The sequence below is a fragment of the Streptomyces verrucosisporus genome, assembly GCF_017114865.1.
GTDB lineage: Bacteria > Actinomycetota > Actinomycetes > Streptomycetales > Streptomycetaceae > Streptomyces > Streptomyces fenghuangensis.
This window is the reverse complement of sequence record NZ_JADEYH010000014.1, coordinates 112,769-139,698: the sequence shown is the minus strand read 5'-3', so window position 1 is coordinate 139,698 and position 26,930 is coordinate 112,769. Positions and strand designations below refer to the sequence as shown.

Sequence of the window (26,930 nt, the reverse complement as noted above, 5' to 3'; positions counted from 1 at the left end):
CGAGCGCCTGTCTCCGTCCCGCCGGACCAGGGGACGGAGGTGACCCGGTGACCGAAGTGCTCCTCCTGCTCCTGGCGCTGCTGCTGACCCTGGCCTGTGCCGTGTTCGTCGCGGCGGAGTTCTCGCTCACCACCGTCGAACGCGGCGATCTGGAGCGGTCCGCCGAGCGCGGCGAGCCGGGCGCCGACAGCGCCCTGAGGGCTGTGCGGTCCCTCACCTTCCAGCTCTCCGGCGCCCAGCTCGGTATCACCGTGACCGGTCTGATCATCGGCATGCTCTCCGAGCCCTCGACCGCGCGGCTGCTGTCCGGCCCGCTGCGGGCGGCCGGGCTTCCCGCCTCGGCGGCGTCCTCGGTGGCGCTGGTGGCGGGCACGGTGCTGTCCACGGTGGTGCTGATGGTCGTCGGCGAGCTGGTGCCGAAGAACTGGGCGATCTCCCGGCCGCTGCCGGTCGCCCGCCGGGTCGGCGGCCTGCAGCGCGGTTTCAGCGCCGCCTTCCGGCCGCTGATCACCCATCTGAACAACACCGCCAACCGGGTCCTCCACCGGCTCGGCCTGGAGCCCACCGAGGAGCTGGCCTCGGCCCGCTCCCCGCAGGAGCTGGTCGCGCTCGCGCGTCACTCGGCGAAGGAGGGCGCCCTGGAGGCGGACACCGCGGAACTGTTCGTCCGCACCATCCGGCTCTCCGAGCTGACCGCGCAGAGCGTGATGACGCCGCGCGTCCAGGTCATCGCGCTGGAGGAGAACACATCCGCCCAGGACGTGGTCAACGCCGCCCGGGCGACGGGCCTGTCCCGCTTCCCGGTCTACCGCGGCAACCTCGACACCGTGGTCGGCGTCGCCCATGTCAAGGACGTGATCGCCGTCCCCGCCGGCCGCCGCGCCGGCTACCCGGTCACCGGGCTACTGCGCGAGCCGGTGCCCGTACCGGAGTCGCTGACCGTGGACCGGCTGCTGGACCGGCTGTCGGGGAAGCAGGGAGGCAACAGCATGGCGGTGGTGATCGACGAGTACGGCGGCACCGCCGGGGTCGTCACCCTGGAGGACATCATCGAGGAGGTCGTGGGCGAGGTCCGCGACGAGCACGACCCGCTCCAGACCCCCGACCTGGTCCCGGCGGGCGCGGACGAGGAGGGCTGCACCGTCTACGACGCGGACGGCGCGGCCCGCACCGACCGGCTGGAGGAGATCGGCCTGCGCGCCCCGGACGGTCCGTACGAGACCCTGGCCGGGCTGATCGCCACCGAACTGGGCCGCATCCCGGTCGTGGGCGACGTTCTGGAGGTCGCCGGCTGGCGGCTGGAGGTCGTGGACGCGACCGGGCGGCGGGCCGCCGGGGTACGGCTGACCGCTCCGCCCGACCCCGGTGACGGGGACACCGGCGACCACGACGGCGGCCGGGACGAGCACGACCGGGCCGGAGGCGGCCACGGCGACCCCAAGGACGCCTCCGGGCGCCGCGGGGCCCGCGTCGGCGCCCGGAGCGGGGAGGCCGGCCGATGACCGCCGTCCAACTGCTGATCGGCCTGCTGACCCTGGTCGCCAACGCCTTCTTCGTGGGCGCGGAGTTCGCGATGATCTCGGTGCGCCGCAGCCAGGTCGAACCGCTCGCCGAGCGCGGCGAGAAGCGGGCACGCGGCGTGGTGTGGGGCCTGGAGCACGTGTCGGCCCTGATGGCCACCGCCCAGCTGGGCATCACCCTGTGCACCCTGGTGCTGGGCGTGGTCGCCGAGCCCGCGATCGCGCACCTGCTGGAGCCGGTGTTCCAGCTCGCCGGCGTGCCGGAGGGCCTGGTCCATCCGATCGCCTTCGTGATCGCGCTGGCGGTGGCGACGTATCTGCACATGCTGCTCGGCGAGATGGTGCCGAAGAACATCGCGCTGGCCGCGCCCGAGCGCGCGGCGCTGCTGCTGGGGCCGCCGCTGGTCGCCCTCACCAGGGCCCTGCGTCCGGTGATCTTCGGCATCAACGCGCTGGCCAACGCCCTGCTGAAGCTGCTGCGGGTGGAGCCCAAGGACGAGGTCTCGGCGACCTACTCCGACGACGAGCTGGCCCGTCTGGTGGCCGATTCCAGCGAGGCCGGACTGCTGGACGAGCGTGCCACGGAGCGGCTGCGCGACGCGCTGGAGCTGGGCCGGCGCCCGGTCGAGGACGTCGTGCGGCCCACCGACCGCGTCGTCTTCGCCCCGTTCGGCGTCACCCCCGAGGAGCTGGAGCAGCTCTCCGCGCGCAGCGGGTTCTCCCGCTTCCCCGTGGTGGACGACCGGGGCAGGGCGCTGGGCTACCTGCACGTCAAGGACGCGCTCGACGCGGTGCACCGCGACGCTCCGTTCCCCGTCGCGGCGCTGCGGCCGATCGCCCGGGTGCGGGCGACGACGCCGCTGGACGACGTGCTGGGCGCGATGCGCGGCAGCGCCACCCACCTGGCGGCGGTGATCGGCACGGACGGGCGCGCGGTCGGGCTGGTCACCATGGAGGACGTGCTGCGCGAGCTGGTGGGCCGCTGACGGCGGGGCGGGGCGGGCGGGCGCATCCCGGGGAGCTGCACCCGGAAGAGGGCACGTACCGAGCGGTCGGTTACCATGTTCCGCGCCATGGACAGTGCAACCGACTCGCCCGCCCCACCCGCCGTCACCAGCTTCGTCGCCCTCGGGGACTCCTTCACCGAGGGCATGTCGGACCTGCTGCCGGACGGCCGCTACCGCGGCTGGGCGGATCTCCTCGCCGCCCGTCTCGCCGCGCGCACCGACGGCTTCCGCTACGCCAACCTGGCGGTACGCGGCAAGCTGATCCAGCAGATCGCCGAGGAGCAGGTGGACGTGGCCGCCGCCATGGGCGCGGACCTGGTGACGCTGGTCGGCGGCCTCAACGACGTGCTGCGTCCGAAGTGCGACATGGGCCGGGTGTGCGGCCTGCTGGAGGAGTCGGTCGCCAGGCTCGCCCCCGAGTGCCGCCACCTGGTGCTGATGCGCAGCCCCGGGCGGCGCGGGCCGGTGCTGGAGCGCTACCGGGCGCGCATGGAGCACCTCTTCGACTTCATCGACGACCTGGCCGAGCGGCACGGCGCCCTGGTGGTGGACCTGTACGGCTGCGAGGCGCTGGGCGATCCGCGGATGTGGGCCGACGACCGGCTGCACCTGAACGCCGAGGGACACGAACGGGTGGCCGAGGCCGTCTGGCAGCGTCTGGGGCACGCGGCCGAGGCCGACTGGCACGCGGCCCTGCCGCCCGCCGTCCTGCCCGGCTGGTACGCGCGCCGCGTCGCCGACCTGCGCTTCACCCACCGCCATCTGCTCCCGTGGATCGGCCGGCGGCTGACCGGGCGCTCCACGGGCGACGGGCTGGCGCCCAAGCGGCCCGATCTGGCGGCGCTGGACCCTGCCGTGGGCCGGGACCGGTGTCCCGCACCCGACCTGGCACCGCTGGCCTGCGAGGACACCCCGTAGAATCCCCGGGTGTGACTGACAAGCCGCGCATCCCGAACGTCCTGGCAGGCCGCTACGCCTCCGCGGAGCTGGCCCGACTGTGGTCCCCCGAGCACAAGGTGGTGCTGGAGCGGCGGCTGTGGCTCGCCGTGCTGCGGGCCCAGAAGGACCTGGGCGTCGAGGTGCCGGAGCAGGCCCTGGCCGACTACGAGCGGGTGCTCGGGGACGTCGACCTGGCCTCGATCGCCGAGCGGGAGAAGGTCACGCGCCACGATGTGAAGGCGCGGATCGAGGAGTTCAACGCGCTGGCCGGGCACGAGCACGTGCACAAGGGCATGACCTCCCGGGACCTGACCGAGAACGTCGAGCAGCTCCAGGTCCGGCTGTCGCTGGAGCTGGTGCGCGACCGCACGGTGGCCGCGCTGGCGCGGCTGGGCCGGCTGGCGGCCGAGCATTCCGAGCTGGTGATGGCGGGGCGCTCGCACAACGTCGCCGCACAGGCCACGACGCTGGGCAAGCGCTTCGCGACCGCCGCCGACGAACTGCTGGTGGCCCATGCGCGGCTGGAGGAGCTGCTGGCGCGCTACCCGCTGCGCGGCGTCAAGGGGCCGGTGGGCACCTCCCAGGACATGCTGGACCTGCTGGGCGGGGACGGGGGCAGGCTGGCCGAGCTGGAGGAGCGGATCGCCGCCCATCTCGGCTTCGGCCACACCTTCACCTCCGTCGGCCAGGTCTACCCGCGCTCGCTGGACTACGAGGTGGTGACCGCGCTGGTCCAGCTGGCCGCCGCGCCCTCCTCGCTGGCCAAGACCATCCGGCTGATGGCCGGGCACGAGCTGGTGACCGAGGGCTTCAAGCCGGGCCAGGTCGGCTCCTCGGCGATGCCGCACAAGATGAACACCCGCTCCTGCGAGCGTGTGGGCGGTTTCGCCGTCATCCTGCGCGGCTACGCCTCGATGGTCGGCGAGCTCGCGGGCGACCAGTGGAACGAGGGCGACGTCTCCTGCTCGGTGGTGCGCCGTGTCGCGCTGCCGGACGCCTTCTTCGCCCTCGACGGCCTGCTGGAGACCTTCCTGACGGTGCTGGACGAGTTCGGCGCGTTCCCCGCGGTCGTCGCCCGCGAGCTGGACCGCTACCTGCCGTTCCTGGCCACCACCAAGGTGCTGATGGGCGCGGTGCGGGCCGGAGTCGGCCGGGAGACGGCCCACGAGGCCATCAAGGAGCACGCGGTGGCCTCGGCGCTGGCGCTGCGCGAGGGGGCCGAGCGCAACGAGCTGCTGGACCGGCTGGCGGCCGACGGGCGCATCCCGCTGGAGAGGGAGGCGCTGGACGCCCTGCTGGCCGACCGGCTGTCCTTCACCGGCGCGGCCGGCGACCAGGTCGCCGCGGTGGTGGCCCGGATCGAGGAGATCTCGAAGCGCCACCCGGAGGCCGCCTCCTACACCCCGGGCGCGATCCTCTGACCGTCTCCCCGACTGCCTGAGGTCCTTCCGGGAAGGAGAGCCCCGAGAAGGACCGCCGGGGAGGGCCATGACCAGGAGGAGCTCATACGACCGGACCCCCGGCAGGGGTGCCTCCGACGAGGAGACGACCCTGCCGGGGACGACCGGGGAGACGACCGGGGAGGAGATGGAGGCGTTGCGCGCCCGCACCGTCCCCGACATCGTCTCCGAGGGGCTGCACGTGCTGTTCTGCGGGATCAACCCCGGTCTGACGACCGCCCGGCTGGGCCACCACTTCGCCCACCCCGGCAACCGCTTCTGGCCGGTGCTGCACGCCTCCGGCTTCACCCCCCGGCGGCTGAAGCCCTCGGAGCAGCACGAGCTGCTCTCGTACGGCCTGGGCATCACCAACATCTCGCCCCGCCCCACCGCCCGGGCCGACGAGCTGACGCCCGAGGAGTACCGGACGGGTGGGCGGGTCCTGGCCGAGAAGGTGGCGCGGCTGCGTCCCGAGTGGCTCGCGGTGGTCGGTGTGACCGCCTACCGGGCCGCCTTCGGGGACCGGAAGGCCCGGACGGGCCCTCAGGAGGCGGCGATTGGCGGCACCCGGGTGTGGGTGCTGCCCAACCCCAGCGGGCTCAACGCCCACTGGACCCTGGAGACGATGGCCGAGGAGTACGGCCAGCTGCGCGCCGCCGCACTCGACGGCCCGTCCTGACGGCCGGCCCGCCCTCCCGGGGGCGCCTCACCCGGCTCTCGCTCCCCGTGCGCTCACCGGATACGATCCGGCCACACATGCGCACTTCCCAGGAGGCGGACGTTGGGACGGCTCACCGGCAGGGACCCCTCCCTGCTGCGCAGGATCAACTCCGCCGTCGTCCTGCGCGCACTGCGCGCCGCCGACGGCCCACCGACGCTGTCCGATCTGGCCCAGGCCGCGGAGCTGTCCCGGCCGACGGTGGAGGGCGTGGTGGAACAACTGGTGGAGGCCGGCCTGGCGGCCGAGGCCACCGTCGGGACCGGTGACGTCCGGCGGCAGGGGCGGCCGGCGCGCCGCTACCGCTTCCGGGCGGAGGCCGGCCATCTGCTCGGCATCGAGATCGGCCCGCACCGGGTGGCCGCCGTCCTGTCCGATCTGTGCGGGCGGCGGCTGGGCACGGTCGGACGCGCGGTCCCCGAGCGGGCGACGGCCGACGAGCGGCTGGAGCGGGCGCGCGCTGTGGTCGCCGAGCTGCTGCGCACCTGCGAGGTGCCGCGCAGCACCCTGCGCGCGGTGGGGGTGGGCAGCCCGGGGATCGTGGAGGCCGACGGCATGGTGCGGCTGTGCACGGCACTGCCGGGCTGGACCGGCCTGCCGCTGGGCGAGCGGCTGCGGCGGTCGTTCCGCTGCCCGGTGCTGGTGGAGAACGACGCCAACGCCGCCGCGCTGGCCGAGCACTGGAAGGGCGCGGCCATCGGGGTCGACGACATGGTGTTCGTCCTGGCCGGGCTGAGCCCGGGCGCCGGCTCGCTGATCGGCGGGCGGCTGCACCGCGGATTCGGCGGCGCGGCCGGGGAGATCGGCGCACTGCACCTGCTGGGACGGGAGGCCACCCCCGAGCATCTGCTGTCCACCACCGGGGAGCCGCTGCACCCGCTGGACGAGGCGGCGGTGGCGCGGGTCTTCGCGCTGGCGCGCGAGGGGGACGAGCGGGCGCGGCAGGCCGTCGAGCGGTTCATACGGCGCCTGGTGCACGATGTGGCCGCACTGGTGCTGGCCCTGGATCCGGAGCTGGTGGTCGTCGGCGGCTGGGCCACCGGGCTGGACGGGGTGCTGGACCCGCTCCGCCGCGAGCTGGAGCGCTACTGCCTGCGGCCGCCGCGGGTCGCGCTGTCCCTGCTGGGCGGGGAGGCCATCGCGACCGGCGCCCTGCGGCTGGCGCTCGACCACGTGGAGGAGGAGCTGTTCACCGTGGAGGGCACCGTCGCCCGCTGACGTTCCGTCGCCGGCGGGCGCGCGGCGCGCGGTTCAGCTCGCCAGCAGCGAGACCCCGGCGAAGTCGCCGAAGGTCAGGCGGCAGGTGTCGGCCCGGTAGGTGGAGAGCGCGACCGCGGCGGTGCCGCCCGCGGCGAGGTAGCGGGTGGTGACGACGAGAACGGGCGCGCCGGGCAACCGGTCGAGCCGCCTGGCGTCCTCCGCCCGGGCGGAGCCGAGCTCCACGGCCCTTTCCTGGCCGCCCAGTTCGAGGCGGTTCAGCTCGCGCAGGACGGCACGGCCGCGGGCGGCCCCCGCCTCGGTCTCGATGCCGGACATCCCCGGCACCGACGCGGCCGGTACGTACAGCGTCTCGGTGGCGACCGCCTGACCGTGGGCCATGCGGACGCGGTGGACGGCGTACACCGGACCGCCGGTGTACGCTCCGAGCGTCCCGGCCACAGCGGCGGGCGGTGCGGTCTCCTCGCAGCCCTCGGTCTGCCAGGCGTCGCCCGGGGCACCGGGCCAGCTGTGCCGGACCGGGTTCACGTCGACGCCGACGCGCGGCGGGGCGACGGTGGTCCCCACCCCGCGGCGGCGCTGGAGGCGCCCTTCCAGCTCCAGTTGTTCCAGGGCCTGACGGAGCGTGGCGCGGGCGACTCCGAAGCGCGCGGCGAGCTCCCGTTCGTTCGGCAGGATCTCCCCCACCGCGAACTCCGAGTCGAGCGCCTCCGACAGGACGGTCTTGAGGTGCCGGTACTTCGGTTCCGGCACCGTCTCCAGTCGCGTGGTCCCCACCCTTGCCTCCGCAGTCGCCGTGTCCCGCCGGGATTTATGCGCGCTTCTTTTTTAAAGGTTGTTGCGTATGCCGACCTTAGGGAGCGGCGGCCCACTTGGTCAAGACCAATCCGGCCCGCTAGCGTGCCGAGCCGGAGAGCCGGGCCGCCGGGAAGCGGTCGCGCGAGCGGCATGAGGGCGGCGGCGGAACCGGCATGAGGGCGACACGAGGGCGAGGGCGGGCATGGAGCAGCGGGTAACGGTCGTCACCGGCGGCAGCCGGGGTATCGGGGCGGCGGTCGCCCGGCGGCTGGCGAGAGCCGGACACCGTGTCGCGGTCGGCTACCAGCACTCCCGCGAGGCGGCCGAGGAGACGGCGCGGGCGGTGCGCGCCGAGGGCGCCGAGGCGGTCACCGTGCGGCTGGACACCACTGTGGAGGGCGAGGTCGACGCCCTCTTCCAGGAGGCGGCCCGGGAACTGGGCGCGGTCACGGGGGCGGTTCTGAACGCCGGGATCACCGGCCCGCTGGGCCGGTTCACCGAGACCTCCACCGAGGTGATGCGCCGGGTGGTGGACGTCAACGTCATGGGCACGCTGCTGTGCGCCCGGCGCGCGGCCCTGGCGATGTCCACGCGGCACGGCGGATCAGGCGGCTCGATCGTCACCGTCTCCTCGTGCGCGGCCACGCTCGGCAGCCCCGGCGAGTACGTCCACTACGCCGCGGCCAAGGCCGCGCTGGACGCCATGACGGTCGGACTCTCCAAGGAGCTGGGGCCCGACGGAGTGCGGGTGAACTCCGTGCAGCCCGGGGCGATCCTCACCGACATGCACGCCACGATGGGCGATCCTCAGCGGCCCTGGCGCAAGGCCGAGGTGATCCCGATGGGGCGTCCCGGGGAGCCGGAGGAGGTGGCCGGTGCGGTCGCCTGGCTGATGTCCCCGGAGGCGTCCTACACCACCGGGGCGGTGCTGCGGGTGAGCGGCGGGCTGTAGGCGCGACGGTGCGGGCTCCGCGGAGCCCGCACCGGTGAAAGGCGGTCAGGTACCGGGGCGGGTCATCCCTGCCCCTGCCGGGCGGCGGCCCGCTCCGGCACGGTCACGCCTTTCTCCGGCGTCCCGGACGGTTCGGGTGACCCCGCCGCCCCGGACGCGGCCGGGCGACGGGCCAGGGCGCCCGCGCCCAGCGCCACGCCCGCCCCGACCAGCAGGCTGCCGCCCGCCTGCGCCCAGCCGTAGGAGCCGGTGGCCACCAGCGGGGCGGTCAGCGCCGCGCTGACCGGGATGAGTCCGGAGAAGAGCGTGGCCCGCTCCGCGCCGATGCGGCCGACGGCCGCGTACCAGCAGACGAAGCCGACCACCGTGACGACGACCGCCTGCCACAGCAGCGCCGCCGACTCGGCCGGGTCCGGCATCCGCAGCCAGGCCCGGCCGTCGAGCACCACGCCGAGCAGCGCGGCCTCCACCGCCGCCAGGGCGCAGGCCGCCGTGGACAGCAGGCGGGCACCCAGCGGGCGCACCAGGGGGACGGCGATCACCGCGAACCCCACCTCGCCCGCCAGCGCGGCGGCCGACCACAGCAGTCCGGCGGCGTCGGTACGTCCCCACCCCTGCACGGCCATGGCCCCGGCCGCCACCAGCAGCGCCCCGTACAACACCGCGCGCGCGGGCCGGCGGCCGTCCAGGGCTGGGACGACCACGGCCACGACGACCGGCGCGCAGCCGACCAGCACGCCGGGCACCGCCGGTTCGGCGGTCCGCTCGGCGGCCAGTACGGCGAGGTTGAAGCCGACCATGCCCACGGCGGCGAGCAGGGCGAGGCGCGCCCACTGACGCGTGGTCAGCAGGCGCAGGGGCGCGAGCGCCCCGCGTCCGAGCAGCGGCAGCAGGAGCAGGCACGCCAGGCCGTAGCGCAGGGCCTGGCCGCCGGCGTGGGGGTAGTCGCCGAGCACGCTGTTGGCGGTGAAGGAGGCGCCGACCAGGCAGCAGGCGACGGCGGCGAGCAGGGCGCCGCGTCGGTGCCCTGCCCGGGAAGGGCCGAAGGAGGATGTCATGGAGCCGACGCTAGGAAGTGGCGCGGACCGGTTTAAGGTCCACTTCCATGGCGGTTACGGGGACCACTTCCGGTGAGGGTGACGGTGCGGGCGAAGGCGGCGGCGTGGACGGGGGAGCACCGGGTGCGACGCCTGGTGCCGGGCACGGCGGGAGCGCGGCGTGGGGGCTGCTGCTGCCCGTCCGCGAGGCCCCGCCCCGGCAGCGCGGACGCGTCCTGCAGACCGGTCTGCGCGAGGCGGTGCGCTCGGGCCGGCTGGCGCCCGGCGCCCGGCTGCCCTCCAGCCGCGAACTCGCCGCCGATCTGGGGGTCTCCCGGGGCCTGGTCACCGAGGCGTACGAGCAGCTGACCGCCGAGGGCTATCTCACCAGCAGCCGGGGCTCGGGCACCTGGGTGGGCGACACCGCGCGCGACGCGCCGGCGGGCGACCGGTCCGCCGGGGAGCGTACGGCCGCGCCCGCCGTGGACTTCCGGCCCGGCTCCCCCGATCCGGCGCTGTTCCCGCGTGCCGCCTGGGCGGCCGCCCACCGCAGGGCGCTGGCCGGCCTGCCGCACCACGCCCTGGGCTACCCCGATCCGCGCGGGCTGCCCGAACTGCGCTCGGCGGTGGCCGCCCTGCTGACGCGGCGGCGCGGGGTGGCCGCCGATCCCGGGCGGGTGGTGATCTGCTCGGGTGTGGCGCAGGCGATGACGCTGCTGGCCCTCACCCTGGGCGGGAGCGGGGGCGGGACGGTGGCGGTGGAGACCCCGGGGAGCTTCGAACACGCGGCGCTGTTCGCGGCGGCCGGGCTGCGCACCGTGCCGGTCGGCCTGGACACCGAGGGTCTGCTCCCCGGGGATCTGGCCGCCTCGGGGGCGCGGGCCGCGGTGCTCACGCCCTCCCACCAGTTCCCGTCCGGCATCGCCTACTCCGCGGCACGCCGCTCGGCGCTGCTGGCCTGGGCCCGCGATGCGGACGGTCTGCTGGTCGAGGACGACTACGACGGCGACTTCCGCTACGACCGGGCGCCCGTCGGCGCGCTCCAGGGGCTCGACCCCCGGCGGGTCGCCTACACCGGGTCGGTCAGCAAGTCCCTCGCACCGGGGCTCCGGCTGGGCTGGCTGGTGGCGCCGGACGGTCTGGCCGGGGAGATCGTGGAGCGCAAGCGGACCATGGACCTGGGCCATCCGGTCCTGGACCAGGCGCTGCTGGCCGACTTCATCGCCCGCGGCGAGTACGACCGGCAGTTGCGGCGCTGCGGACGCGCCTACCGGCAGCGGCGCGACGCGCTGCTGCGGGCGCTGGCGGAGCACATCGGCGGCACGGAGGTGACGGGGATCGCCGCGGGGCTCCACGTCATCGCCTCGCTGCCGCCCCGGTGCGGCCCGCAGGAACGTCTTCTGGCCCGGGCGGCCCGGGCGGGGGTGGCGGTGCGGCCGCTGTCCGACTACCTGCCGCCGCGTCCGCCGTCCCCGCCGCCCGGAAGCGACGGCGGGGACGGCGGGGACGGCGGACGCGTACGGCTGGTGCTGGGCTACGCGCATCTGACGCCGAACCGGATCGCGCACGGCGTACGGCTGCTGGCCGGGGCGGCCCGGCACCCGTGAGAGGGGCGGGGAGGGCCCGCCGCCGCGTCAGATCTCCAGCTCCGCCTCGATCCTGCGCAGCTGGTGCCGGGCCATGGCGAGGTTCGCCCGCGCCTTGTCCAGGGCCAGGTAGAGGAAGAGGCCGTTGCTGCCGCGTGCCCTCAGCAGCCGGATCAGGTGGTACTGCCCGCCGAGGGTGATCAGGATGTCCTCGATCTCGTCCTTCAGGCCCAGCATCTCCATGGTGCGCACCTTGGCGCGGACGACGTCGGTGTTGCCGGCCGCGGCGACGTTCAGGTCGAGGTCCTTGCCTCCTCCGACGGTGCCGAGTGCCATGCCGCTGGTGTAGTCGACGAGGGCGGCCCCGAGGGAGCCCTCGATCGCGGTCATCGCTTCCTTGAGGGAGGTTTCGACGTTGGCCATGGCTGTCGCACTTCCTTTCCGCGTGCACCGCGGTGCACGTTCCGCTCTTCTTCTGACATATCGCTTCACCGGGGGCGGGCTCGCCCGCGGTGTGGGCCCGGGCAGGCCGGGCGGTGCCGGTGGGCCCGGCTCGGCTCAGCCCTCCTGCGGCCCTTCGTCCGCGCCCGCGGCAAGGCGGGCGATACGGGCTCCGGTCCGGCGGGCCTCCAGATGAACGCGGCCCACGTTGGCGCGCGGCTCCGCCAGGACGGCCAGGAAGGTGGCGGGGCCCGCCGCGTAGGCCGCGACGTAGCCGCTCTCCCCCCGCACCAACAGTTCGCGGAAGCGGCCCCGGTCGGCGGTCTCCACCAGCCGCAGCGCGTCGGCGAGGACGGTGGCGGTGAGTGCCGCCAGGGGGCCGTTCCTCGCGCCGGGGGCGTCCTCCGCGAGCAGGGCGCCTCCGGCGCCGACCGCGAGGGCGCCGGTCAGGTGGGGGACGCGGGACCGCAGCATGCGCAGCTCCCGCAGCACCTCCGGGTCGGCCGCGGCGGGCTGCCGCGCTCCGGCGAGCTGCTTCAGCGCGCGCCTCACGGCAGGGATCCGGGGCGGGCGGGGACGGTTGGGTGCATCACAGGCGCGCCTCCAGGGCATCGCGGATCCGGAGCAGCAGGGCGATGTCCGGGTCGGTGGACACCTCCGGGAACCGGGCGGCGGACACGGGGGACGGGGGCGGTGCGGCTCCGGACACCGGGGAGTCCGGGGAGTCCGGGGGCGCCGCTCCGGGCGCGGGGGTTTGGATGTGCCCGGCGGCGGCCAGCCGCCGTACGTCGATCAGCACGTGGAAGGCCGGGCGGCCGAGCCGCCGCGCGATGTCGGCGGGGGTGCGCGTCCCGTCCGCCAGTTCCAGGAGGGCCCGCTGCCTGCGGGTCGGGGCGGGAAGGGGCGCCTGCCGGCTTCGGACCACCGGGGCGGTGTCCACCTCCGGGCGCGGCCACAACTCCTCCAGCAGTCTTCTGCGGCGCAGCACCTCGCGTTGCAGATCCTCCGCCGGAACCGGCCGGACGGGCCCCAGCCAGTGGGACAGGCCACTGCGGAACCGGGCCGGTCCGCTGCCGGGGGCGAGCGCGAAGAAGGCCGCGTCGTACAGCGCGCCCAGGTGGTAGACCTCCAGTTCACCCCGGGTCAGCCGGCCGTTGTCGACCAGGAAGCGCGCCACCTGCCGACGGGCCCCGGCCCGCTCCACGGCCTCCCGCCAGCCCTCGGCGGGGATTCTGCCGCCGAGGGTGAGCAGTACGTCCAGCCCCGGGGAGACGGGGCTCTCCGCGTGGACGACCTCGCCGTCGCGCAGATAGAGCGTCCCGTTGCCGCGCAGCAGTGCCCCGGTGGCCCGCTGCGCCGCGAGGTGGCCGAGCATCGGGGAGAGGGCGGCCCTCATCCGAGCACCAGCCGTTCGGACAGGTGGCGCAGGCGGATGCGGGCGAGGGCGAGGTTGCCGCCGTCCCGGTCGAGCCACAGGTGGACGAAGAGGCCGCCGTCGAAGACCTGCCCGACGAAGCGCAGCAGGTGGTAGCCGTCGCGGGTGGTGACGATGAGGTCCTCGACCGGCTCTCCCCCGCCGGGCCCGGGCTCCCCCGCGAACTCCCCGCCCTCACTTCCGCGCCCGGAGTCGCCGGGGGCGGCGAACGCGATGTGCTCGGCGGCCGTGCGGGCGAGTTCGGCCGTCCGGGCGGCGGTCGTCTCGTGGTCGCCGCACGACGGCTCGCCCACCGCGCCGAGCGCGAGTCCGCTGGTCCAGTCGACCACGGCGGCGCCGCGCGCACCGGGCAGCGTCATGGCCTCGAGCAGGCATTCGTCGATTCCGGGCACGTGGGACCCCCTTCCTGCTCGACGCGCGGACGCACCACCGGTGGTGCGGAAGTGACGACGAGATTACGCATCGTGTCACTCGTTCCGGGCACATTTGAACAATTCCGACCGAGGAAGCGACGTAATGTTCGAGCGGCAAGTGAAATTGTCATTTTCACGTCGCTCTACGCCCGCCTTGCCCGGCGCCTGCCCCGGTGCGAGAGACCTGGTGCGGCGGGTACCGCCGCGTTCACCCGGAACAGGCCCGCACGCGGCGGCGCGGTTCCCCCGCGTTCGCCTCGCGCGGCCACCATGACCGGCCGTACGACCCGCTCCGCCCGATGCTCAGGAGGTTGTTCGCCCATGGCACACCAGGACTCACCGGAGCGCGCCGCGCCCGCCCGGCGCTCGGTTCTGCGCGGCACGCTGGCCGCCTCGGCGGCGCTGTCCCTGCCCACCGCCGCGCTGGTGCCGGCCGCCGCGCCCGCGCTGGCGCTGTCGGGACGGCCGAGGGCCGGCTGGGGAGTGCAGACCGGGGACGTGACGGCCACGTCCGGTCTGGTGTGGGTGCGCTCGGACCGCCCGGCCCGGATGCTGGTGGAGACCTCCGCCACGGAGTCCTTCCGCAACGCGCGCCGCCGGTACGGCCCCCTCCTCGGACCGGACACGGACTTCACCGGTACGACGGCGCTGCACGGACTGCCGCCGGGCCGGCAGATCCACTACCGGGTGGTGCTGGCCGACCCCGACGACCCCCGGCGCACCGGCGAGCCGGTGTACGGCACCTTCCGCACCGCCCCGGCGCGGCGCCGGGGCGGGGTGCGCTTCGTGTGGTCGGGTGACCTCGCCGGGCAGGGCTGGGGCATCAACCCCGACCGCGGCGGCTATCCGGTCTTCGACGAGATGGCCCGGCTGGACCCGGACTTCTTCCTCTTCAGCGGCGACACCGTCTACGCCGACGGACCGCTGACCGAGACCGTGTCGCTGCCCGGCGGCGGCACCTGGCGCAACGTGGTCACCGAGGAGAAGTCGAAGGTCGCCGAGACCCTCGGCGAGTACCGGGGCAACTTCCGCTACAACCTCCTGGCCGAGTCGCTGCGGCGCTTCAACGCGCAGGTGCCCTCGATCGTGCAGTGGGACGACCACGAGGTGGTCAACAACTGGTACCCCGGCGAGATCCTCACCGACGCCCGCTACACCGAGCGGCGCGTGGACGTGCTGGCCGCCCGGGCCCGGCAGGCGTTCGGCGAGTACTTCCCCCTCTCCTCCCCGCGGCGCGACCGCGACGGGCGGATCTACCGGGTGGTGCGCCACGGCCCGCTGCTGGACGTCTTCGTGCTGGACATGCGCACCTACCGGAACGCCAACTCCCCCGGTCTTCAGGCCTCCGACCCGCAGGGCGTGCTGGGCGCGGAGCAGTTGGCCTGGCTCAAGCGGGAGCTGGCGCGCTCGCGCGCGGTGTGGAAGGTGATCGCCTCGGACATGCCGCTGGGGCTGGTCGTCTCCGACGGCGGACACGCCGAGGCGGTGGCGCAGGGCGACCCGGGCGCACCGCTGGGGCGCGAGCTGCAGATCGCCGAGCTGCTGCGGTTCGTCCGCGACCGGCGGATCACCGGCACGGTGTGGCTGACCGCGGACGTGCACCACACCTCGGCCCAGCACTACGACCCGGCGCGGGCGGCGTTCAAGGGCTTCGCCCCGTTCTGGGAGTTCGTCACCGGACCGCTGAACGCCGGGGCCTTCCCGGCGAGCGCGCTGGACGGAACGTTCGGCCCCGAGCGGGTCTTCGTCAAGGCGCCGGAGCGCGGCAACGTCTCACCGAGCGAGGGTTACCAGTTCTACGGCCAGGTGGACATCGACGGCGACAGCGGCGAGCTGACGGTGCGGCTGCGCGAGGAGGGCGGCGCGGTGCTGTACACCAAGGTGCTGCACCCCGGCCTGGTGGGGCAGTAGACGACCGGGCTTCCATGGGCGCGGCGCAATACGCTGCGCCCATGGAAGCGAACGACGACCGCCCCGGCGATCCCGCGGCCGGCCTGACGTACGCCGGGGCGGGCGCCACCCGCGAGGACGGTGTGCCGGGCCGCCCGCCGGGCTTCGGTCTGCTGCGGGTGCGCACCCGCATCGGTGCGGGCCGGGAGGTCTTCCGGGCCGCCGGGCGGGCCGTGCTGACCTGGCGGATGCACCGGGCCATGGGCGTGGAGATGGCCACCGGCTCCCCGCGCGCCGAGCCCGGGGTGCGCGTGGTGGTGGGCCTGGGCGCCGGACGGCTGCGGATCCACGCGCCGTGCCGGGTGGTGTGGGCGGCGGACGGCGAGCGTCGGGCGGGCTTCGGCTACGGGACGCTGCCGGGGCATCCGGAGCGCGGCGAGGAGGCGTTCGTCGTGGAGCTGGACGAGGACGGGGCCGTCTGGCTGGAGGTGCGGGCCTTCAGCCGCCCCGAGGTGTGGTGGGCGCGGGCCGCCGGGCCGCTCGTCCCGCTGTTCCAGCGGCTGTACGCCCGGCGGTGCGGGGCGGTGCTGCGACGGCTCTCCCGCGCGGGCGGCGACCCTCGCGCATGACGCGGCACACGGCGAGAGGGCGTCCGGCAAAAAGGGCATGGTTCCCAGAAGGCCCTTAACCCATCGGTCACAACCCGTTCGTGATCACGCAACACCGGTCGGTGAGAGTGACCGCATGACCGAATCCTCCGCACACCGCGCAGACCGCCGCACCGCTCGACGCGCCGCCCGCCGCAAGGCCCGCGGCCCGCACCACTGGCGACACGACCTGGTCGAACTGGCGGCGCTGTTCACGGCCGTGACCGTGGCCGACAGCATCGCCAAGACGGTGGCGCACGGGCCCGACGGCCCCGTGCTGCTGGTGCTGTCGGCCGCCGCCCTGCTGGCCACGGCCGGGATCCACACCTGGTGGGCGCGGCGCCGCCACCATCCGCCGCCCGATCCCGGCGTCCGCCCGGCCGCCGCGGGCCCCGCGCAGGAGCCGCCGGTGCTGTGGCGGCTGCGCACCACCGTGCGGGAGGAGCCCGGCTCGCTCGCCGCGCTGTGCGCCGTCCTGGCGGAGCTGCGGGTGGACGTCATCGGTCTCCAGACCCATCCGCTGGGCGAGGTCACGGTGGACGAGTTCCTGCTGCGGGCGCCCCGCGTGCTGGAGGCCGCCGAGCTGGGCCGGGCGGTGGCCGCGGCCGGCGGGCGGGACACCTGGCTGGAGCGGGCCGACGCCCACGATCTGGTGGACACCCCCACCCGGGTGCTGGGCCTGGCCACCCGCACCGCGCTGGACAGCTCCGAACTCCCGCTCGCGCTGCGCCAGTTGCTCGGCCGCTGCACGATCCGCTCGGTGCCCTGCCGGACGGCGGGCGGGCAGCCGGGCGGGGAGTCGCTCGGAGAGCCGCACGCCGCCGAGGTCCCCGAGGACGGCGCGCTGGAGGAGACGGTGATCCGGATGCGCGATCCGCGCGGCGGGACGATCGTCGTGGAACGGCCCCATCTGCCCTTCACCCCGACCGAGTTCGCCCGGGCCCGCGCCCTGGTCGAGCTGGACGCCCGGCTGGACGCCCAGTCGGATCCCCGTCCGGCCGGCGCCCCCGGCGCCTCCGCCCCCGGCCTCGGGGCCGGGCCGGCGGGCCGGATGCCGCGCCGCCGCGAGACGCTCACGCTCCCGGAGGGGAACGAGATCACCGTGCGGCGGGCGGACACCTGTGATCTGGAGGCCGCGCGCGCGATGCACCGGCGCTGCTCGGAGCACACCCTGGCCGCGCGCTACCACGGTCCGGTCAAGGACGCCGACCGCTATCTGGACCACCTGCTCAGCCCGCGTTTCGGCCGCACCCTGGCGGCCGAGACGGCGTCGGGGAAGCTGGTGGCGCTCGGCCATCTGATGTGGGACGGCGACGAGACGGAGGTGGCCCTCCTCGTCGAGGACGTCTGGCAGCGCCGCGGCATCGGCGCCGAACTGCTGCGCCGTCTGGTGGCGATGGCCGCCGAGGCGCGGTGCGAGAGCGTCTACGCCGTGACGCAGTCGCACAACACCGGCATGGTGGCGGCCATGCGCGGCCTGGGGCTGCCGCTGGACTACCAGGTCGAGGAGGGCACCCTGGTGATCACCGCCCGGCTCGTCCCGGTTCCGGCAGCCGCCCCGACGGGACCGCGCTGACGCCCGCGGCGTCCTCCCCGGCGCTCCCGGCGCGGCGCTCGGCCCCGCCCCCGGCTTCCCGGGCGGAGCCGAGCGCCGCGTCGAGGTCGTTCCACAGGTCCTCGACGTCCTCCAGGCCGACCGACATGCGCAGCAGCTTCTCCCCGATCCCACCGGTGCGGCGGTCGTCCTCGCAGACGATGCGGTGGCTGATGGACCCGGGATGCTGGATGAGGGTGTCCACGCTGCCGAGGCTGACCGCCGGGGTGATCAGCCGCACTCCCGCGATCACCTCGTGCGGCTCCCCCCTGACCTCGAAGGAGACCATGGCGCCGCCCAGCCTCGGGTAGTACACCCGGGCGATCCGCGGGTCGTCCGCCAGGCGCCGGGCCAGTTCCGCGGCCGTGGCCGACTGCGCCCGTACCCGCACCGGCAGCGTGGACAGGCCGCGCAGCAGCAGATAGCCGGCGAGCGGGTGGAGCACGCCGCCGGTGGCGAAGCGCACCTTGCGCAGCTCGCGGGCCGTCTCCTCGTCGCAGGCGACGACGCCGCCGAGGACGTCGCCGTGGCCGCCCAGGTACTTGGTGGCACTGTGCAGCACGATGCGGGCGCCGTGCTCGACCGGCCGCTGCAGCACGGGGGTGGCGAAGGTGTTGTCGACCAGCAGCGGCACGGAACCGCAGGAGTGCGCCACGGCCTTCAGGTCGATTTCGGCCAGAGTGGGGTTGGCCGGTGTCTCCACCATCACCAGGCCGGTGTCGGGGCGTATGGCGTCGGCGATGCCCGCCGGGTCGGTCCAGGTCACCTCGGTGCCCAGCAGTCCGCTGCCGAGCAGGTGGTCGCTGCAGCCGTACAGCGGCCGGACCGCGACGACGTGCCGCAGCCCCTGGGCGGCGCGCACCAGGAGCACGGCGGTCAGGGCCGCCATGCCGCTGGCGAAGGCCACTCCCGCCTCGGCGCCCTCCAGCCGGGCCAGGGCCGTCTCGAAGCGGGCCACGGTCGGGTTGTCGAGCCGGGCGTAGACCGGCGGGCCCTGCAACTGGGCGCCGGTGGCGGCGAACTCGTCCAGCCGGGCGGCCTCGGCCCGGCTGTCGTGGGAGGGGTAGGTGGTGGACAGGTCCAGGGGGGCGGCGTGCAGGCCGAGGGCGGCGAGGTCCTCGCGTCCGGCGTGCACGGCCTCGGTGGCCAGCGTTCGGGTGGCGGCCGGCAATGTCGTGTCCATGCTGTCCTGGTCGGTCATGTCGCGATGCTGAACAACTACCGGCGTGTAGCGGAATTCGGCCGTGCTATGTTCGGCGAATGTCCGATTCAGTCGTTCTCGACCCGGTCGATCTGGAGATTCTGCGCCTTCTGCAGAACGACGCCCGGACCACCTACCGCGATCTCGCCGCCGCCGTCGGCGTGGCCCCCTCCACCTGCCTGGACCGGGTGGCGCGACTGCGTCGCGGCAGGGTGATCCTCGGCCATGCGCTACGACTGGATCCGGCCAAACTCGGAAGGCCCCTGGAGGCCTTTCTCTCGGTACAGGTCAGGCCTCACAGAAGGGAGTTGATCGGCCCGTTCGTGGAACGCGTGCGAGCGCTGCCGGAGTCGCGGGCGCTGTTCCACCTGACCGGCCCCGACGACTACCTGGTCCATGTCGCGGTCGCCGGGACCGCCGATCTGCAGCGGCTGGTGCTGGACGAGTTCACCTCGCGCCGGGAGGTCGCCCGGGTCGAGACGCGGCTGATCTTCCAGCAGTGGACGTGCGGCCCGCTGCTGCCGCCCGAACGGCCGGGCTGACCCGCGGCGCTCCGGCGGCCTCCCGGCGTGACGCGGCGGGCGCCGCCGTACCAGGATGAGGCCCATGTCCGATGCATCTAACACCCCGGCCGGCACACCGGCCGAGACCGCGCGCGGCGCCGCGCCCCTGCCCCGCCGGGTCGCCGACGCCTATGTCGACGACCTGGTCGCACTCGATCCGATCCTGGGCACCTACCTCGGTCTCCCCGGCGGCCCGGAGGAGCTGCCCGACTTCTCCCCCGGCGGCCAGGAGGCCCAGGCCGCCCTGGACCGCGCCACCCTGGAGCGGCTCGCCGAGGCCGAGCGGCGGCCCGGCGGGGACGGCGAAGCCGAGCGGCGCTGCGCGCGTCTGCTGCGCGAACGGCTGACCGCCGGGCTCGCCGTGCACGAGGCGGGCGAGGGGCTGCGCGCCGTCAGCAACCTCCACTCCCCGGTGCACTCGGTCCGCAGCGTCTTCACGCTCATGCCGACCGCCACCGACGAGGACTGGGCGGCCGTCGCCCGGCGGATGGCGGCCGTGCCGGCCGCCCTGGAGGGCTACCGGGCCTCGCTGGCCAAGGGCCTGGCCGGCGGGCTCCCGGCCGGTCCGCGCCAGGTGGACACCGTGATCGGGCAGCTCGGCCAGTGGCTGGGCGAGGGCGGCGGCGCCAACTGGTTCGCCTCCTTCTGCGCCGGCGGCCCCGACTCCCTGCGCGCCGAGCTGGACAGGGGCGCCGCCGCGGCCGCCGGCGCGGTGGCCGGTCTGCGCGACTGGCTGCGCGGCACCTACGCCCCGGCCGCCCACGGAGCCCCGGACACCGTGGGCCGTGAGCGGTACCGCCGGTGGGCGCGCTACTGGAACGGCACCGACCTGGACCTGGCGGAGGCGTACGCCTACGGCTGGGAGGAGTACCACCGCATCCACGCCGAGATGCGCTCGGAGGCCGCCAGGGTCCTGCCGGGCGCCGCGACCCCGTGGGAGGCGCTGCGCCACCTCGACACGCACGGCCGGGCGATCGAGGGCGTGGAGGAGACCCGGGTGTGGCTCCAGGAGCTGATGGACGAGGCGATCGAGAAGCTGGACGGCACGCACTTCGACCTGGCCGGGCCGGTCCGGCGCGTGGAGTCCATGATCGCCCCGCCGGGCAGCGCCGCCGCGCCGTACTACACCGAGCCGTCGCTGGACTTCTCCCGGCCCGGCCGCACCTGGCTGCCGGCGATGGGGCGGACCCGCTTCCCCGTCTACGAGCTGGTCACCACCTGGTACCACGAGGGTGTTCCCGGCCACCACCTCCAGCTCGCCCAGTGGACGTACGTCGCCGACCGGCTCTCGCGTTACCAGACGTCGGTGGGGATGGTCAGCGCCAACGCCGAGGGCTGGGCGCTGTACGCGGAGCGGCTGATGGACGAGCTCGGCTTCCTGCACGACGCCGAGCTGCGGCTGGGTTATCTGGACGCGCAGATGATGCGCTCCGTGCGGGTCGTCGTGGACATCGGCATGCACCTGGGGCTGGAGATCCCAGGCCACTCCCCCTTCCACCCCGGCGAGCGCTGGACGCCGCGGCTGGCCCAGGAGTTCTTCGGCATGCACAGCGGCCTGCCCGCCGACCACGTCGAGAGCGAGCTGGTGCGCTACCTGGGCATGCCGGGCCAGGCGATCGGCTACAAGCTGGGCGAGCGCGCCTGGCTGAAGGGCCGCGCGGCCGCCCGCGCGGCGCACGGCGACGCCTTCGACGCCCGGAAGTGGCACATGGACGCGCTGTCCCTGGGCTCGCTGGGCCTGGACGACCTGGTGACGGAGCTCTCGGCGCTCTGAACCACGCGCGGGTCGCGCTCCGAACCGCGCTCCGAACCACGCTCCGAGCACCGTATGGCGCCCCGTGGGGTGCGCGGGTCCACACCGCGCGCCCCACGGGGACCGGCCGCCGGCACCGCCCGGCCGCCCCTCCCTTCCCCCTGCCTCACCTCGCCATAACCCTCCGACCACCCCGCTGTCACGTTTTCGACACGTTGCTGGTGTACATGCCGGATTTGCGGAAACCACCGCGGCCCTCTCCCCCGGCATCGCCGCGGCACTCCGGCCCGACGCCATATCAGATGATCGCCCGCACGGCCACAACCTGGCCATTTCCCCTCCCTCGCACACCCCTGGGCCCTACGCTGTCGTCGCACACGACCCGCGGTCACCCCGGTCGGCACCATCCGGTGGTTTGACCGTTTCTTCCCGCAACGACGCGCCCGCGAGGAAAGTTGATGACCGATATAACGACCGTGGCGAGTCTGTTCGGCTCAGGCCTGGCCGTGGCCCTCACGCCGATGGCGGTACGTCAGGCTCGTCTGATCCGCGGGCTGCGGACGCAGCTGTCCGAAGCCCGTTCCGGCAGCCGGGCGCGGGACGCCGAGCTGGCCCGGCTGGCCGGGGTGAGCCTGCCGGCGACCGTTCAGGCCGTCAGCGACCGGCAGCCGGTGCCGGACCTTCCGCCGGTCTCCGCGGAACTGGCCGGAACGCCGTTCGCCCGCCATCTCGACGACCTCCAGGAGCAGGTCGTACGCGCCCTCACCGACGCCGAGGGCCGCACCGCGCAGATGACCCAGGCGACGCTGCTGTCCGTGGCCCGCACCCTCCAGGCGCTGGCCAACAAGCAGCAGATGGCCGTCACCGAGATGCTCCGCAAGCACGACTCGCCCGAGGTGCTGGGCGATCTGCAGGTGGTCGACCACGCCACCGCCCAGATCCTGCGCCGCGCCCAGGCGATCACCGTGGTGTGCGGCTCCTACCCGGGCCGGCAGCACGACGCCACCCCGCTCAGCGACGTGGTGCGGGGCGCGGTCAGCCGCATCCTGGACTTCCGGCGCGTCAGGATCTTCCACGACGAGGGGGACCGCGCCGTCGTGGGGCGGGCCGTGGAGGGCCTGGTGCTCGCGCTCGCCGAGCTGCTGGAGAACGCCACCCGCTACTCGCACCCGGACACCCAGGTGCTGGTGCAGTTCGAACGCGCGCACAACGGTCTGTCCGTCGTCGTGGACGACAAGGGCGTGGGTCTCCAGCCCGGCGAGCGGGAGCGGGCCCAGAGCCTGCTGTCGGGGCAGGGGCCCGTCAGCGTCACCCGGCTCGGCGACCCCCCGAAGTTCGGTTTCGCCGTGATCGGCATGCTGAGCAGCCGGTACGGCTTCGAGGTGTCGGTGACCAAGTCCCCCTACAGCGGGGTGCGGGCCGTGGCCTTCCTGCCCAGCTCGCTGCTCACCGGCCCGGCCCCCGCCCAGCCGGTGGCCTCGTCCGGCTCCCGGCCGCAGGCCGCCCCTTCGGCAACCGCCGAACCGGTCACCGACCCGGCCCCCGCAGCGGTGGTGGGCCCAGCGGGTCCGGCGGGGACGACCACCCCGGGCGGGCTGCCCAGGCGGCGCCGGCGCACCCCCGGCGCACCGGCGCCCTCCGTCCCCGCCCCCCGGTCCGCCGGGCAGCCGGCGCCCGGCCGCTCGCCGCGGGACTCCGCGGCCGCCCTGGGCGGCTTCGCCCGTGCCGCGCGGACCGCGCAGCGCAACACGTCGACGTCCGGAGGATCCGAGCCGGACGGACCTGAAGGGAACACCGAGGCATGATCTTCGACAACGAGAAACTGGCCTGGATGCTGGGGCAGATCATGGACCAGCCCGAGGTCCACGACGCCCTGCTGGTCTCGGGGGACGGCCTGGTCCGGGCCTGCACCCCGGGCCTGGACCGGGACACCGCCGAGCAGACCGCCGCCGCCCTGGCCGGCGTCCAGGCCACCTCCAGCGCCAGCGCCCGGTTGTGCCGCTCCGCACCGGACTCCTGGGAGCAGAGCCTGACGCAGTTCCACGACGGATACGTCATCACCATCCGGGCGGGCGACGGGAGTTTCCTGGCCGTGGGCACCTCCGGCGCGGCGGACGTGGAGGCCGTCGGCTTCCGGATGCACCAGCTGGTGGCCCAGCTCGGCGGGCAGATGACCAGCGAACCCCGCCACGACGCGGACGGCCCGACATGACCCCCCGCCGCGTACGCACGGACCTGGTCCGGCAGTACGTCATCACCGGCGGCCGCAACCGGCCCAGCCGCAACACCCACACCCTGGAGCTGGTCACCCTGGTCACCGCCACCGGTGACCGGCCGGTGGCCGAACTGGAGCCCGAGCAGCAGAGGATGGTCCGGCTGTGCCTGGGCGGCTACCTGTCGGTGGCCGAGGTCGCCGGCCACGTACGGCTGCCGGTGTCCGTCACCACCATCCTGCTGGCGGACCTGATCGACAGCGGCCACATGGTCGCCCGCAAGCCCCCGCCGGTGGCCCGGCCCACCGACCTCGACGTCCTGGAGAAGGTCCTGGATGGCCTCAACAACATTGCCTGACGGTGGCGTCTACGTCCGCGACACCGTCCAGACCGCCGCCAAGCTCCTGGTCGTCGGGCCGTTCGGCGTCGGCAAGACCACACTGATCGGCGCGGTCAGCGAGATCGAGCCGCTGCGGACCGAGGAGGTCATGACGCAGGCCGGCGCACTGGTGGACGACCTCAGGGGCGTGGAGGACAAGAGGACCACCACCGTCGCGATGGACTTCGGCCGCCTCACCCTCTCCCCCGAGCTGGTGCTGTACCTGTTCGGCGCGCCTGGCCAGCAGCGCTTCACGCGGGTGGCCCCGGTCTGGCGGCAACTGGCCCTCGGCGCCTACGGGGCCCTGGTGCTGGCCGACACCCGGCGCCTGGACGCCTCCTTCGACGCGATGGAGACGGTGGAGGGGCACGGTCTGCCGTACGCGGTCGCACTCAACTCCTTCCCCGACTCCCCGCACTTCCCCGAGGAGGAGCTCCGCGAGGCGCTCGACCTGCGGCCCGAGACGCCCTTGGTCGACTGCGACGCGCGGGACCGCGCCTCCGCCGCACGGGCACTGATCGCCCTGGTCAAGCACGTCCGCACCCACTACCAGGAGCACGTTTCGTGACGATCCCGCCTTCCGGCCCGGGCACGGCTTTGCCGCCGGGCTGCCCCGCCCACCGGCCCCCGGGCGCGTCCGCCGCCGGGCTGCCCCGGCTGTACGGCCCCGCCTTCGCCGCCGACCCGGACACCACCTACGCCGAGCTGCGCGCACAGGGCCCGGCGAGCTGGGTGGAGCTCGCCCCCGGTGTCCCCGCGATCGTGGTCACCGACTACGGAGCGGCCCTGGAGGTGCTGCGCAGCTCGCGGTTCAGCAAGGACGCCCGCCGCTGGACGGCCCTGAACCAGGGGCTGATCCCGATGGACAACCAGGTCGTCCCCATGATGGGTTTCAGGCCCAGCCTGCTGTTCGCCGACGGCGACCGGCACCTGCGGCTGCGCAGGACAGTCGACGACACGCTGGCGCGCGTCGACTCCTACCGCGTGCGCGCCTTCGTGCGGCGCAGCGCGACCGCGCTGATCGGCGAGTTCGGCTCCGCCGGCTCGGCGGACCTGGTCTCCCAGTACGCCGAGCGGCTTCCGGCGCTGGTGTTCACCCAGCTCTTCGGCTGCGACGACGCGCTGGCGGGGCGGATGTCCCGGGCCTGCGCCCGGATGATCGACGCCGAGCCCGCCACGGCCCAGCAGGGCAGCGAGGACCTGGCCCGCTGCCTGGGCGAGCTCGTCGTCGCCAAACGCCGGTCTCCCGGCGCCGATGTGACCTCCTGGCTGCTGCACCACCCGCTGGGGCTGTCGGACGAGGAGATGATCCACCAGCTGGTGGTCCTCGTCGGCGCGGGCACCGTGCCGCAGTCGGCCTGGATCTCCAGCTCCGTCATGCTGCTGCTGACCGACGACAGGTTCGCCGGCGATCTGTCCGGCGGCAGCCTCACCGTCTCCGACGCCCTCAACGAGGTGCTGTGGGAGCGGTCGCCGATGGCGAACTTCTGCTTCCACTACGCCACGAACGAGTACGACCTGCGCGACGACTCCGGTGCCGGGCTGCTGATCCCGCCGGGTGTCCCGGTGCTCGTCAGCCACGCGGCGGCCAACACCCAGGAGCCGCGCGACGGCGGCGGCGACCGCCGGGCGGCCAACCACGCCCATCTGGCGTTCGGCGCGGGGCCGCACGTGTGCCCCGCCCAGGGCGTCTCCCAGATCATCACCGACGTGGCCATCGAGACGCTGCTGGATGCGCTGCCCGACGTGGCGCTGGCCGTCCCGGCGTCCGGACTGACCTGGCGGCCGGGCCCGTTCCACCGCAGCCTGTCGGCGCTTCCGGTGACCTTCCCGCCGCTGACCCCGTCCGGCCCCGTATCCGGCTCCGCGTACGACTCCGTGCCCGCGCACAGTTCCGCACCGCCCGACACGACAACCGGAGGCCAGTCATGGAATCCCCCGACATCCCCGTCCTCGACCCCACAGGCCGGGACCTCCACGGCGAGGCGGCCCGCCTCCGCGCCCGGGGGCCGGCGACGCAGGTGGAGCTTCCCGGCGGGGTGGTCGCGTGGTCGGTGACCGGGCACGAGTACGTCAGGCGGCTGGCCGGCGACCGGCGCGTCTCCCGTGACCCGAGGCAGCACTGGCCCGAGCTGGAGCGAATACCCCAGGACTGGTCGCTGAACGTGTGGGTGCGGGTGGTCAGCGCCTTCACCAGCTACGGCGCCGAGCACCGCCGGCTGCGCAACATGATCGCCCCCTCCTTCACGCTCCGCCGCACCGAGGCACTGCGCCCCCGTGTCCAGGAGATCGTCGACGGGCTGATCACCTCTTTGGAGGCCGCCGATCCGGGCGAGGCGGTGGATCTGCGCGCGAAGTTCGCCTACATCATCCCCAACGAGGTGATCTGCGAGCTGTTCGGCGTCCCCGCCGACATGCGCGCCTGGACCCGCCGGGTCATGGACGCCGTCCTGAACACCGGCGCCTCCCCCCGGGAGGCGCGGGCGGCCTACGCCGAGATGTGGGCCTGTATGCGCGCGCTCGCGGACGTCAAGCGCGTCCGGCCGGGCGACGACATGACCACCGAGCTGATCGCCGCCCGCGACGGCGACTTCGCCTTCGACGAGGACCAGTTGATCAGCACCCTCGTGTTGATGATCGGCGCGGGCAGCGAGACGGCCGTCAACCTGATCGCCAAGGCCGTCCACGCCCTGATCACCCGGCCCGACCAGCTCGCCCTGGTGCGGGAGGGGAGGGCGAGCTGGGAGGACGTGGTCGAGGAGACGCTGCGCGTCGAGGGCCCGATCATGCACATGCCCCTGCGCTACGCGGTGGAGGACATCGACCTCGACGGCGTGCTGATCCGCAGGGGCGAGCCCATCATCCTCGCCTTCGGCGCCGCGGGCCGCGATCCCGCCCTCCACGGCGAGGACGCCGGCGCCTTCGATCTGACCCGCACCGAGCGGGAGCACCTGGCCTTCGGCTACGGCGTCCACTTCTGCCTGGGCGCTCCCCTGGCCCGTATGGAGGCCGCCATCGCGCTCCCGGCCCTCTTCGAGCGCTTCCCCGACATCCGGCCGGCCGCCGGGGTGGACGGGCCCGTGCCCCAGGCGTCGTTCATCGCCAACGGCCACCGATCCCTGCCGGTCCACCTCAAGCCCGTCGCCTGACGTCCGCCGCGGGCCGGTGGGCCGGCGGGCTCTGTACC

At 74.6% G+C, this 26,930-nt stretch carries 26 protein-coding genes; 19 read left to right on the top strand and 7 right to left on the bottom strand.

Annotated features, from left to right (window positions below; genetic code table 11):
- Window positions 1-47: 47 nt before the first annotated feature.
- The 6 genes from IQ279_RS16965 to IQ279_RS16940 all read left to right on the top strand — a co-directional run bounded on the left by IQ279_RS16965 (window position 48) and on the right by IQ279_RS16940 (window position 6,841).
- Window positions 48-1,502, top strand: a complete 1,455-nt coding sequence (locus IQ279_RS16965) for a hemolysin family protein (RefSeq protein WP_206349379.1) — start codon at window positions 48-50, stop codon at window positions 1,500-1,502.
- Window positions 1,499-2,506, top strand: a complete 1,008-nt coding sequence (locus tag IQ279_RS16960; RefSeq protein ID WP_206349378.1) for a hemolysin family protein — start codon at window positions 1,499-1,501, stop codon at window positions 2,504-2,506. The genes IQ279_RS16965 and IQ279_RS16960 overlap by 4 nt, the downstream gene beginning before the upstream one ends.
- Before the next feature lie 87 nt (window positions 2,507-2,593).
- Window positions 2,594-3,445: an SGNH/GDSL hydrolase family protein gene (locus tag IQ279_RS16955; protein ID WP_206349377.1), complete on the top strand. Its 852-nt coding sequence runs from the start codon at window positions 2,594-2,596 to the stop codon at window positions 3,443-3,445.
- Window positions 3,446-3,456: 11 nt separating this feature from the next.
- Complete coding sequence (gene purB, locus IQ279_RS16950; RefSeq protein ID WP_206349376.1) at window positions 3,457-4,887, top strand: adenylosuccinate lyase; 1,431 nt, start codon at window positions 3,457-3,459, stop codon at window positions 4,885-4,887.
- A 166-nt stretch (window positions 4,888-5,053) separates the two neighbouring features.
- Complete coding sequence (mug, locus tag IQ279_RS16945; protein ID WP_241028269.1) at window positions 5,054-5,584, top strand: G/U mismatch-specific DNA glycosylase; 531 nt, start codon at window positions 5,054-5,056, stop codon at window positions 5,582-5,584.
- 102 nt (window positions 5,585-5,686) lie between these two features.
- Entirely contained in the window at window positions 5,687-6,841 is a 1,155-nt protein-coding gene (locus tag IQ279_RS16940; RefSeq protein WP_206349374.1) for an ROK family transcriptional regulator, read from the top strand.
- A gap of 33 nt (window positions 6,842-6,874) precedes the next feature.
- On the opposite strand, the gene IQ279_RS16935 is transcribed toward IQ279_RS16940, so the two are convergent.
- A complete protein-coding gene (locus IQ279_RS16935; RefSeq protein ID WP_206349373.1) occupies window positions 6,875-7,618 on the bottom strand; it encodes a GntR family transcriptional regulator in 744 nt (247 codons plus the stop codon).
- Between the two features lie 223 nt (window positions 7,619-7,841).
- On the opposite strand from IQ279_RS16935, the gene IQ279_RS16930 reads away from it, so the two are divergent.
- Window positions 7,842-8,591, top strand: a complete 750-nt coding sequence (locus tag IQ279_RS16930) for an SDR family oxidoreductase (protein WP_206349372.1) — start codon at window positions 7,842-7,844, stop codon at window positions 8,589-8,591.
- A 62-nt stretch (window positions 8,592-8,653) separates the two neighbouring features.
- On the opposite strand, the gene IQ279_RS16925 is transcribed toward IQ279_RS16930, so the two are convergent.
- Entirely contained in the window at window positions 8,654-9,649 is a 996-nt protein-coding gene (locus tag IQ279_RS16925) for an EamA family transporter (RefSeq protein ID WP_206349371.1), read from the bottom strand.
- 47 nt (window positions 9,650-9,696) lie between these two features.
- Between IQ279_RS16925 and pdxR the strand changes: the two genes are divergently transcribed.
- Window positions 9,697-11,235, top strand: a complete 1,539-nt coding sequence (gene pdxR, locus IQ279_RS16920; RefSeq protein WP_206349370.1) for a MocR-like pyridoxine biosynthesis transcription factor PdxR — start codon at window positions 9,697-9,699, stop codon at window positions 11,233-11,235.
- 27 nt (window positions 11,236-11,262) lie between these two features.
- On the opposite strand, the gene IQ279_RS16915 is transcribed toward pdxR, so the two are convergent.
- The 4 genes from IQ279_RS16915 to IQ279_RS16900 all read right to left on the bottom strand — a co-directional run bounded on the left by IQ279_RS16915 (window position 11,263) and on the right by IQ279_RS16900 (window position 13,482).
- Window positions 11,263-11,637, bottom strand: a complete 375-nt coding sequence (locus IQ279_RS16915) for a hypothetical protein (RefSeq protein ID WP_206349369.1) — start codon at window positions 11,635-11,637, stop codon at window positions 11,263-11,265.
- Between the two features lie 135 nt (window positions 11,638-11,772).
- Window positions 11,773-12,207: a roadblock/LC7 domain-containing protein gene (locus tag IQ279_RS16910; protein WP_307792399.1), complete on the bottom strand. Its 435-nt coding sequence runs from the start codon at window positions 12,205-12,207 to the stop codon at window positions 11,773-11,775.
- A 37-nt stretch (window positions 12,208-12,244) separates the two neighbouring features.
- Complete coding sequence (locus IQ279_RS16905; RefSeq protein WP_206349367.1) at window positions 12,245-13,051, bottom strand: transcriptional regulator; 807 nt, start codon at window positions 13,049-13,051, stop codon at window positions 12,245-12,247.
- Window positions 13,048-13,482: a hypothetical protein gene (locus IQ279_RS16900; protein ID WP_206349366.1), complete on the bottom strand. Its 435-nt coding sequence runs from the start codon at window positions 13,480-13,482 to the stop codon at window positions 13,048-13,050. Before IQ279_RS16900 ends, IQ279_RS16905 begins: the two co-directional genes overlap by 4 nt.
- Window positions 13,483-13,824: 342 nt before the next feature.
- On the opposite strand from IQ279_RS16900, the gene IQ279_RS16895 reads away from it, so the two are divergent.
- The 3 genes from IQ279_RS16895 (at window position 13,825) to IQ279_RS16885 (ending at window position 17,616) form a co-directional block, all read left to right on the top strand.
- Window positions 13,825-15,414 (top strand): alkaline phosphatase D family protein, encoded by a 1,590-nt coding sequence (locus IQ279_RS16895; RefSeq protein WP_206349365.1) that lies wholly within the window; start codon window positions 13,825-13,827, stop codon window positions 15,412-15,414.
- A gap of 41 nt (window positions 15,415-15,455) precedes the next feature.
- Window positions 15,456-16,022 carry a DUF1990 domain-containing protein gene (locus IQ279_RS16890; protein WP_206349364.1) on the top strand — a complete coding sequence of 189 codons (567 nt, stop codon included), beginning with the start codon at window positions 15,456-15,458 and terminating at the stop codon, window positions 16,020-16,022.
- Between the two features lie 115 nt (window positions 16,023-16,137).
- Window positions 16,138-17,616 (top strand): GNAT family N-acetyltransferase, encoded by a 1,479-nt coding sequence (locus IQ279_RS16885; protein ID WP_206349363.1) that lies wholly within the window; start codon window positions 16,138-16,140, stop codon window positions 17,614-17,616.
- On the opposite strand, the gene IQ279_RS16880 is transcribed toward IQ279_RS16885, so the two are convergent.
- Window positions 17,564-18,835: a trans-sulfuration enzyme family protein gene (locus IQ279_RS16880; protein ID WP_372445162.1), complete on the bottom strand. Its 1,272-nt coding sequence runs from the start codon at window positions 18,833-18,835 to the stop codon at window positions 17,564-17,566. The genes IQ279_RS16885 and IQ279_RS16880 overlap by 53 nt on opposite strands.
- Window positions 18,836-18,894: 59 nt before the next feature.
- Between IQ279_RS16880 and IQ279_RS16875 the strand changes: the two genes are divergently transcribed.
- The 8 genes from IQ279_RS16875 to IQ279_RS16845 all read left to right on the top strand — a co-directional run bounded on the left by IQ279_RS16875 (window position 18,895) and on the right by IQ279_RS16845 (window position 26,892).
- The gene (locus IQ279_RS16875; protein WP_206349362.1) at window positions 18,895-19,377 is read left to right on the top strand and encodes an Lrp/AsnC family transcriptional regulator; all 483 of its coding nucleotides are present in this window, start codon (window positions 18,895-18,897) and stop codon (window positions 19,375-19,377) included.
- Between the two features lie 64 nt (window positions 19,378-19,441).
- Window positions 19,442-21,172 carry a DUF885 domain-containing protein gene (locus IQ279_RS16870; protein ID WP_206349361.1) on the top strand — a complete coding sequence of 577 codons (1,731 nt, stop codon included), beginning with the start codon at window positions 19,442-19,444 and terminating at the stop codon, window positions 21,170-21,172.
- Window positions 21,173-21,609: 437 nt separating this feature from the next.
- On the top strand, window positions 21,610-22,956 hold the full coding sequence (locus IQ279_RS16865; RefSeq protein WP_206349360.1) for an ATP-binding protein: 1,347 nt from the start codon (window positions 21,610-21,612) through the stop codon (window positions 22,954-22,956).
- On the top strand, window positions 22,953-23,363 hold the full coding sequence (locus IQ279_RS16860) for a roadblock/LC7 domain-containing protein (protein WP_206349359.1): 411 nt from the start codon (window positions 22,953-22,955) through the stop codon (window positions 23,361-23,363). The genes IQ279_RS16865 and IQ279_RS16860 overlap by 4 nt, the downstream gene beginning before the upstream one ends.
- Complete coding sequence (locus tag IQ279_RS16855; RefSeq protein WP_206349358.1) at window positions 23,360-23,722, top strand: DUF742 domain-containing protein; 363 nt, start codon at window positions 23,360-23,362, stop codon at window positions 23,720-23,722. The genes IQ279_RS16860 and IQ279_RS16855 overlap by 4 nt, the downstream gene beginning before the upstream one ends.
- Window positions 23,700-24,311 (top strand): GTP-binding protein, encoded by a 612-nt coding sequence (locus IQ279_RS16850; RefSeq protein WP_206349357.1) that lies wholly within the window; start codon window positions 23,700-23,702, stop codon window positions 24,309-24,311. Before IQ279_RS16855 ends, IQ279_RS16850 begins: the two co-directional genes overlap by 23 nt.
- Window positions 24,308-25,801, top strand: a complete 1,494-nt coding sequence (locus tag IQ279_RS28065) for a cytochrome P450 family protein (RefSeq protein ID WP_307792398.1) — start codon at window positions 24,308-24,310, stop codon at window positions 25,799-25,801. Before IQ279_RS16850 ends, IQ279_RS28065 begins: the two co-directional genes overlap by 4 nt.
- Window positions 25,798-26,892, top strand: coding sequence for a cytochrome P450 family protein (locus IQ279_RS16845; RefSeq protein WP_307792397.1), 1,095 nt, complete (start codon window positions 25,798-25,800; stop codon window positions 26,890-26,892). Before IQ279_RS28065 ends, IQ279_RS16845 begins: the two co-directional genes overlap by 4 nt.
- Window positions 26,893-26,930 lie beyond the last annotated feature (38 nt).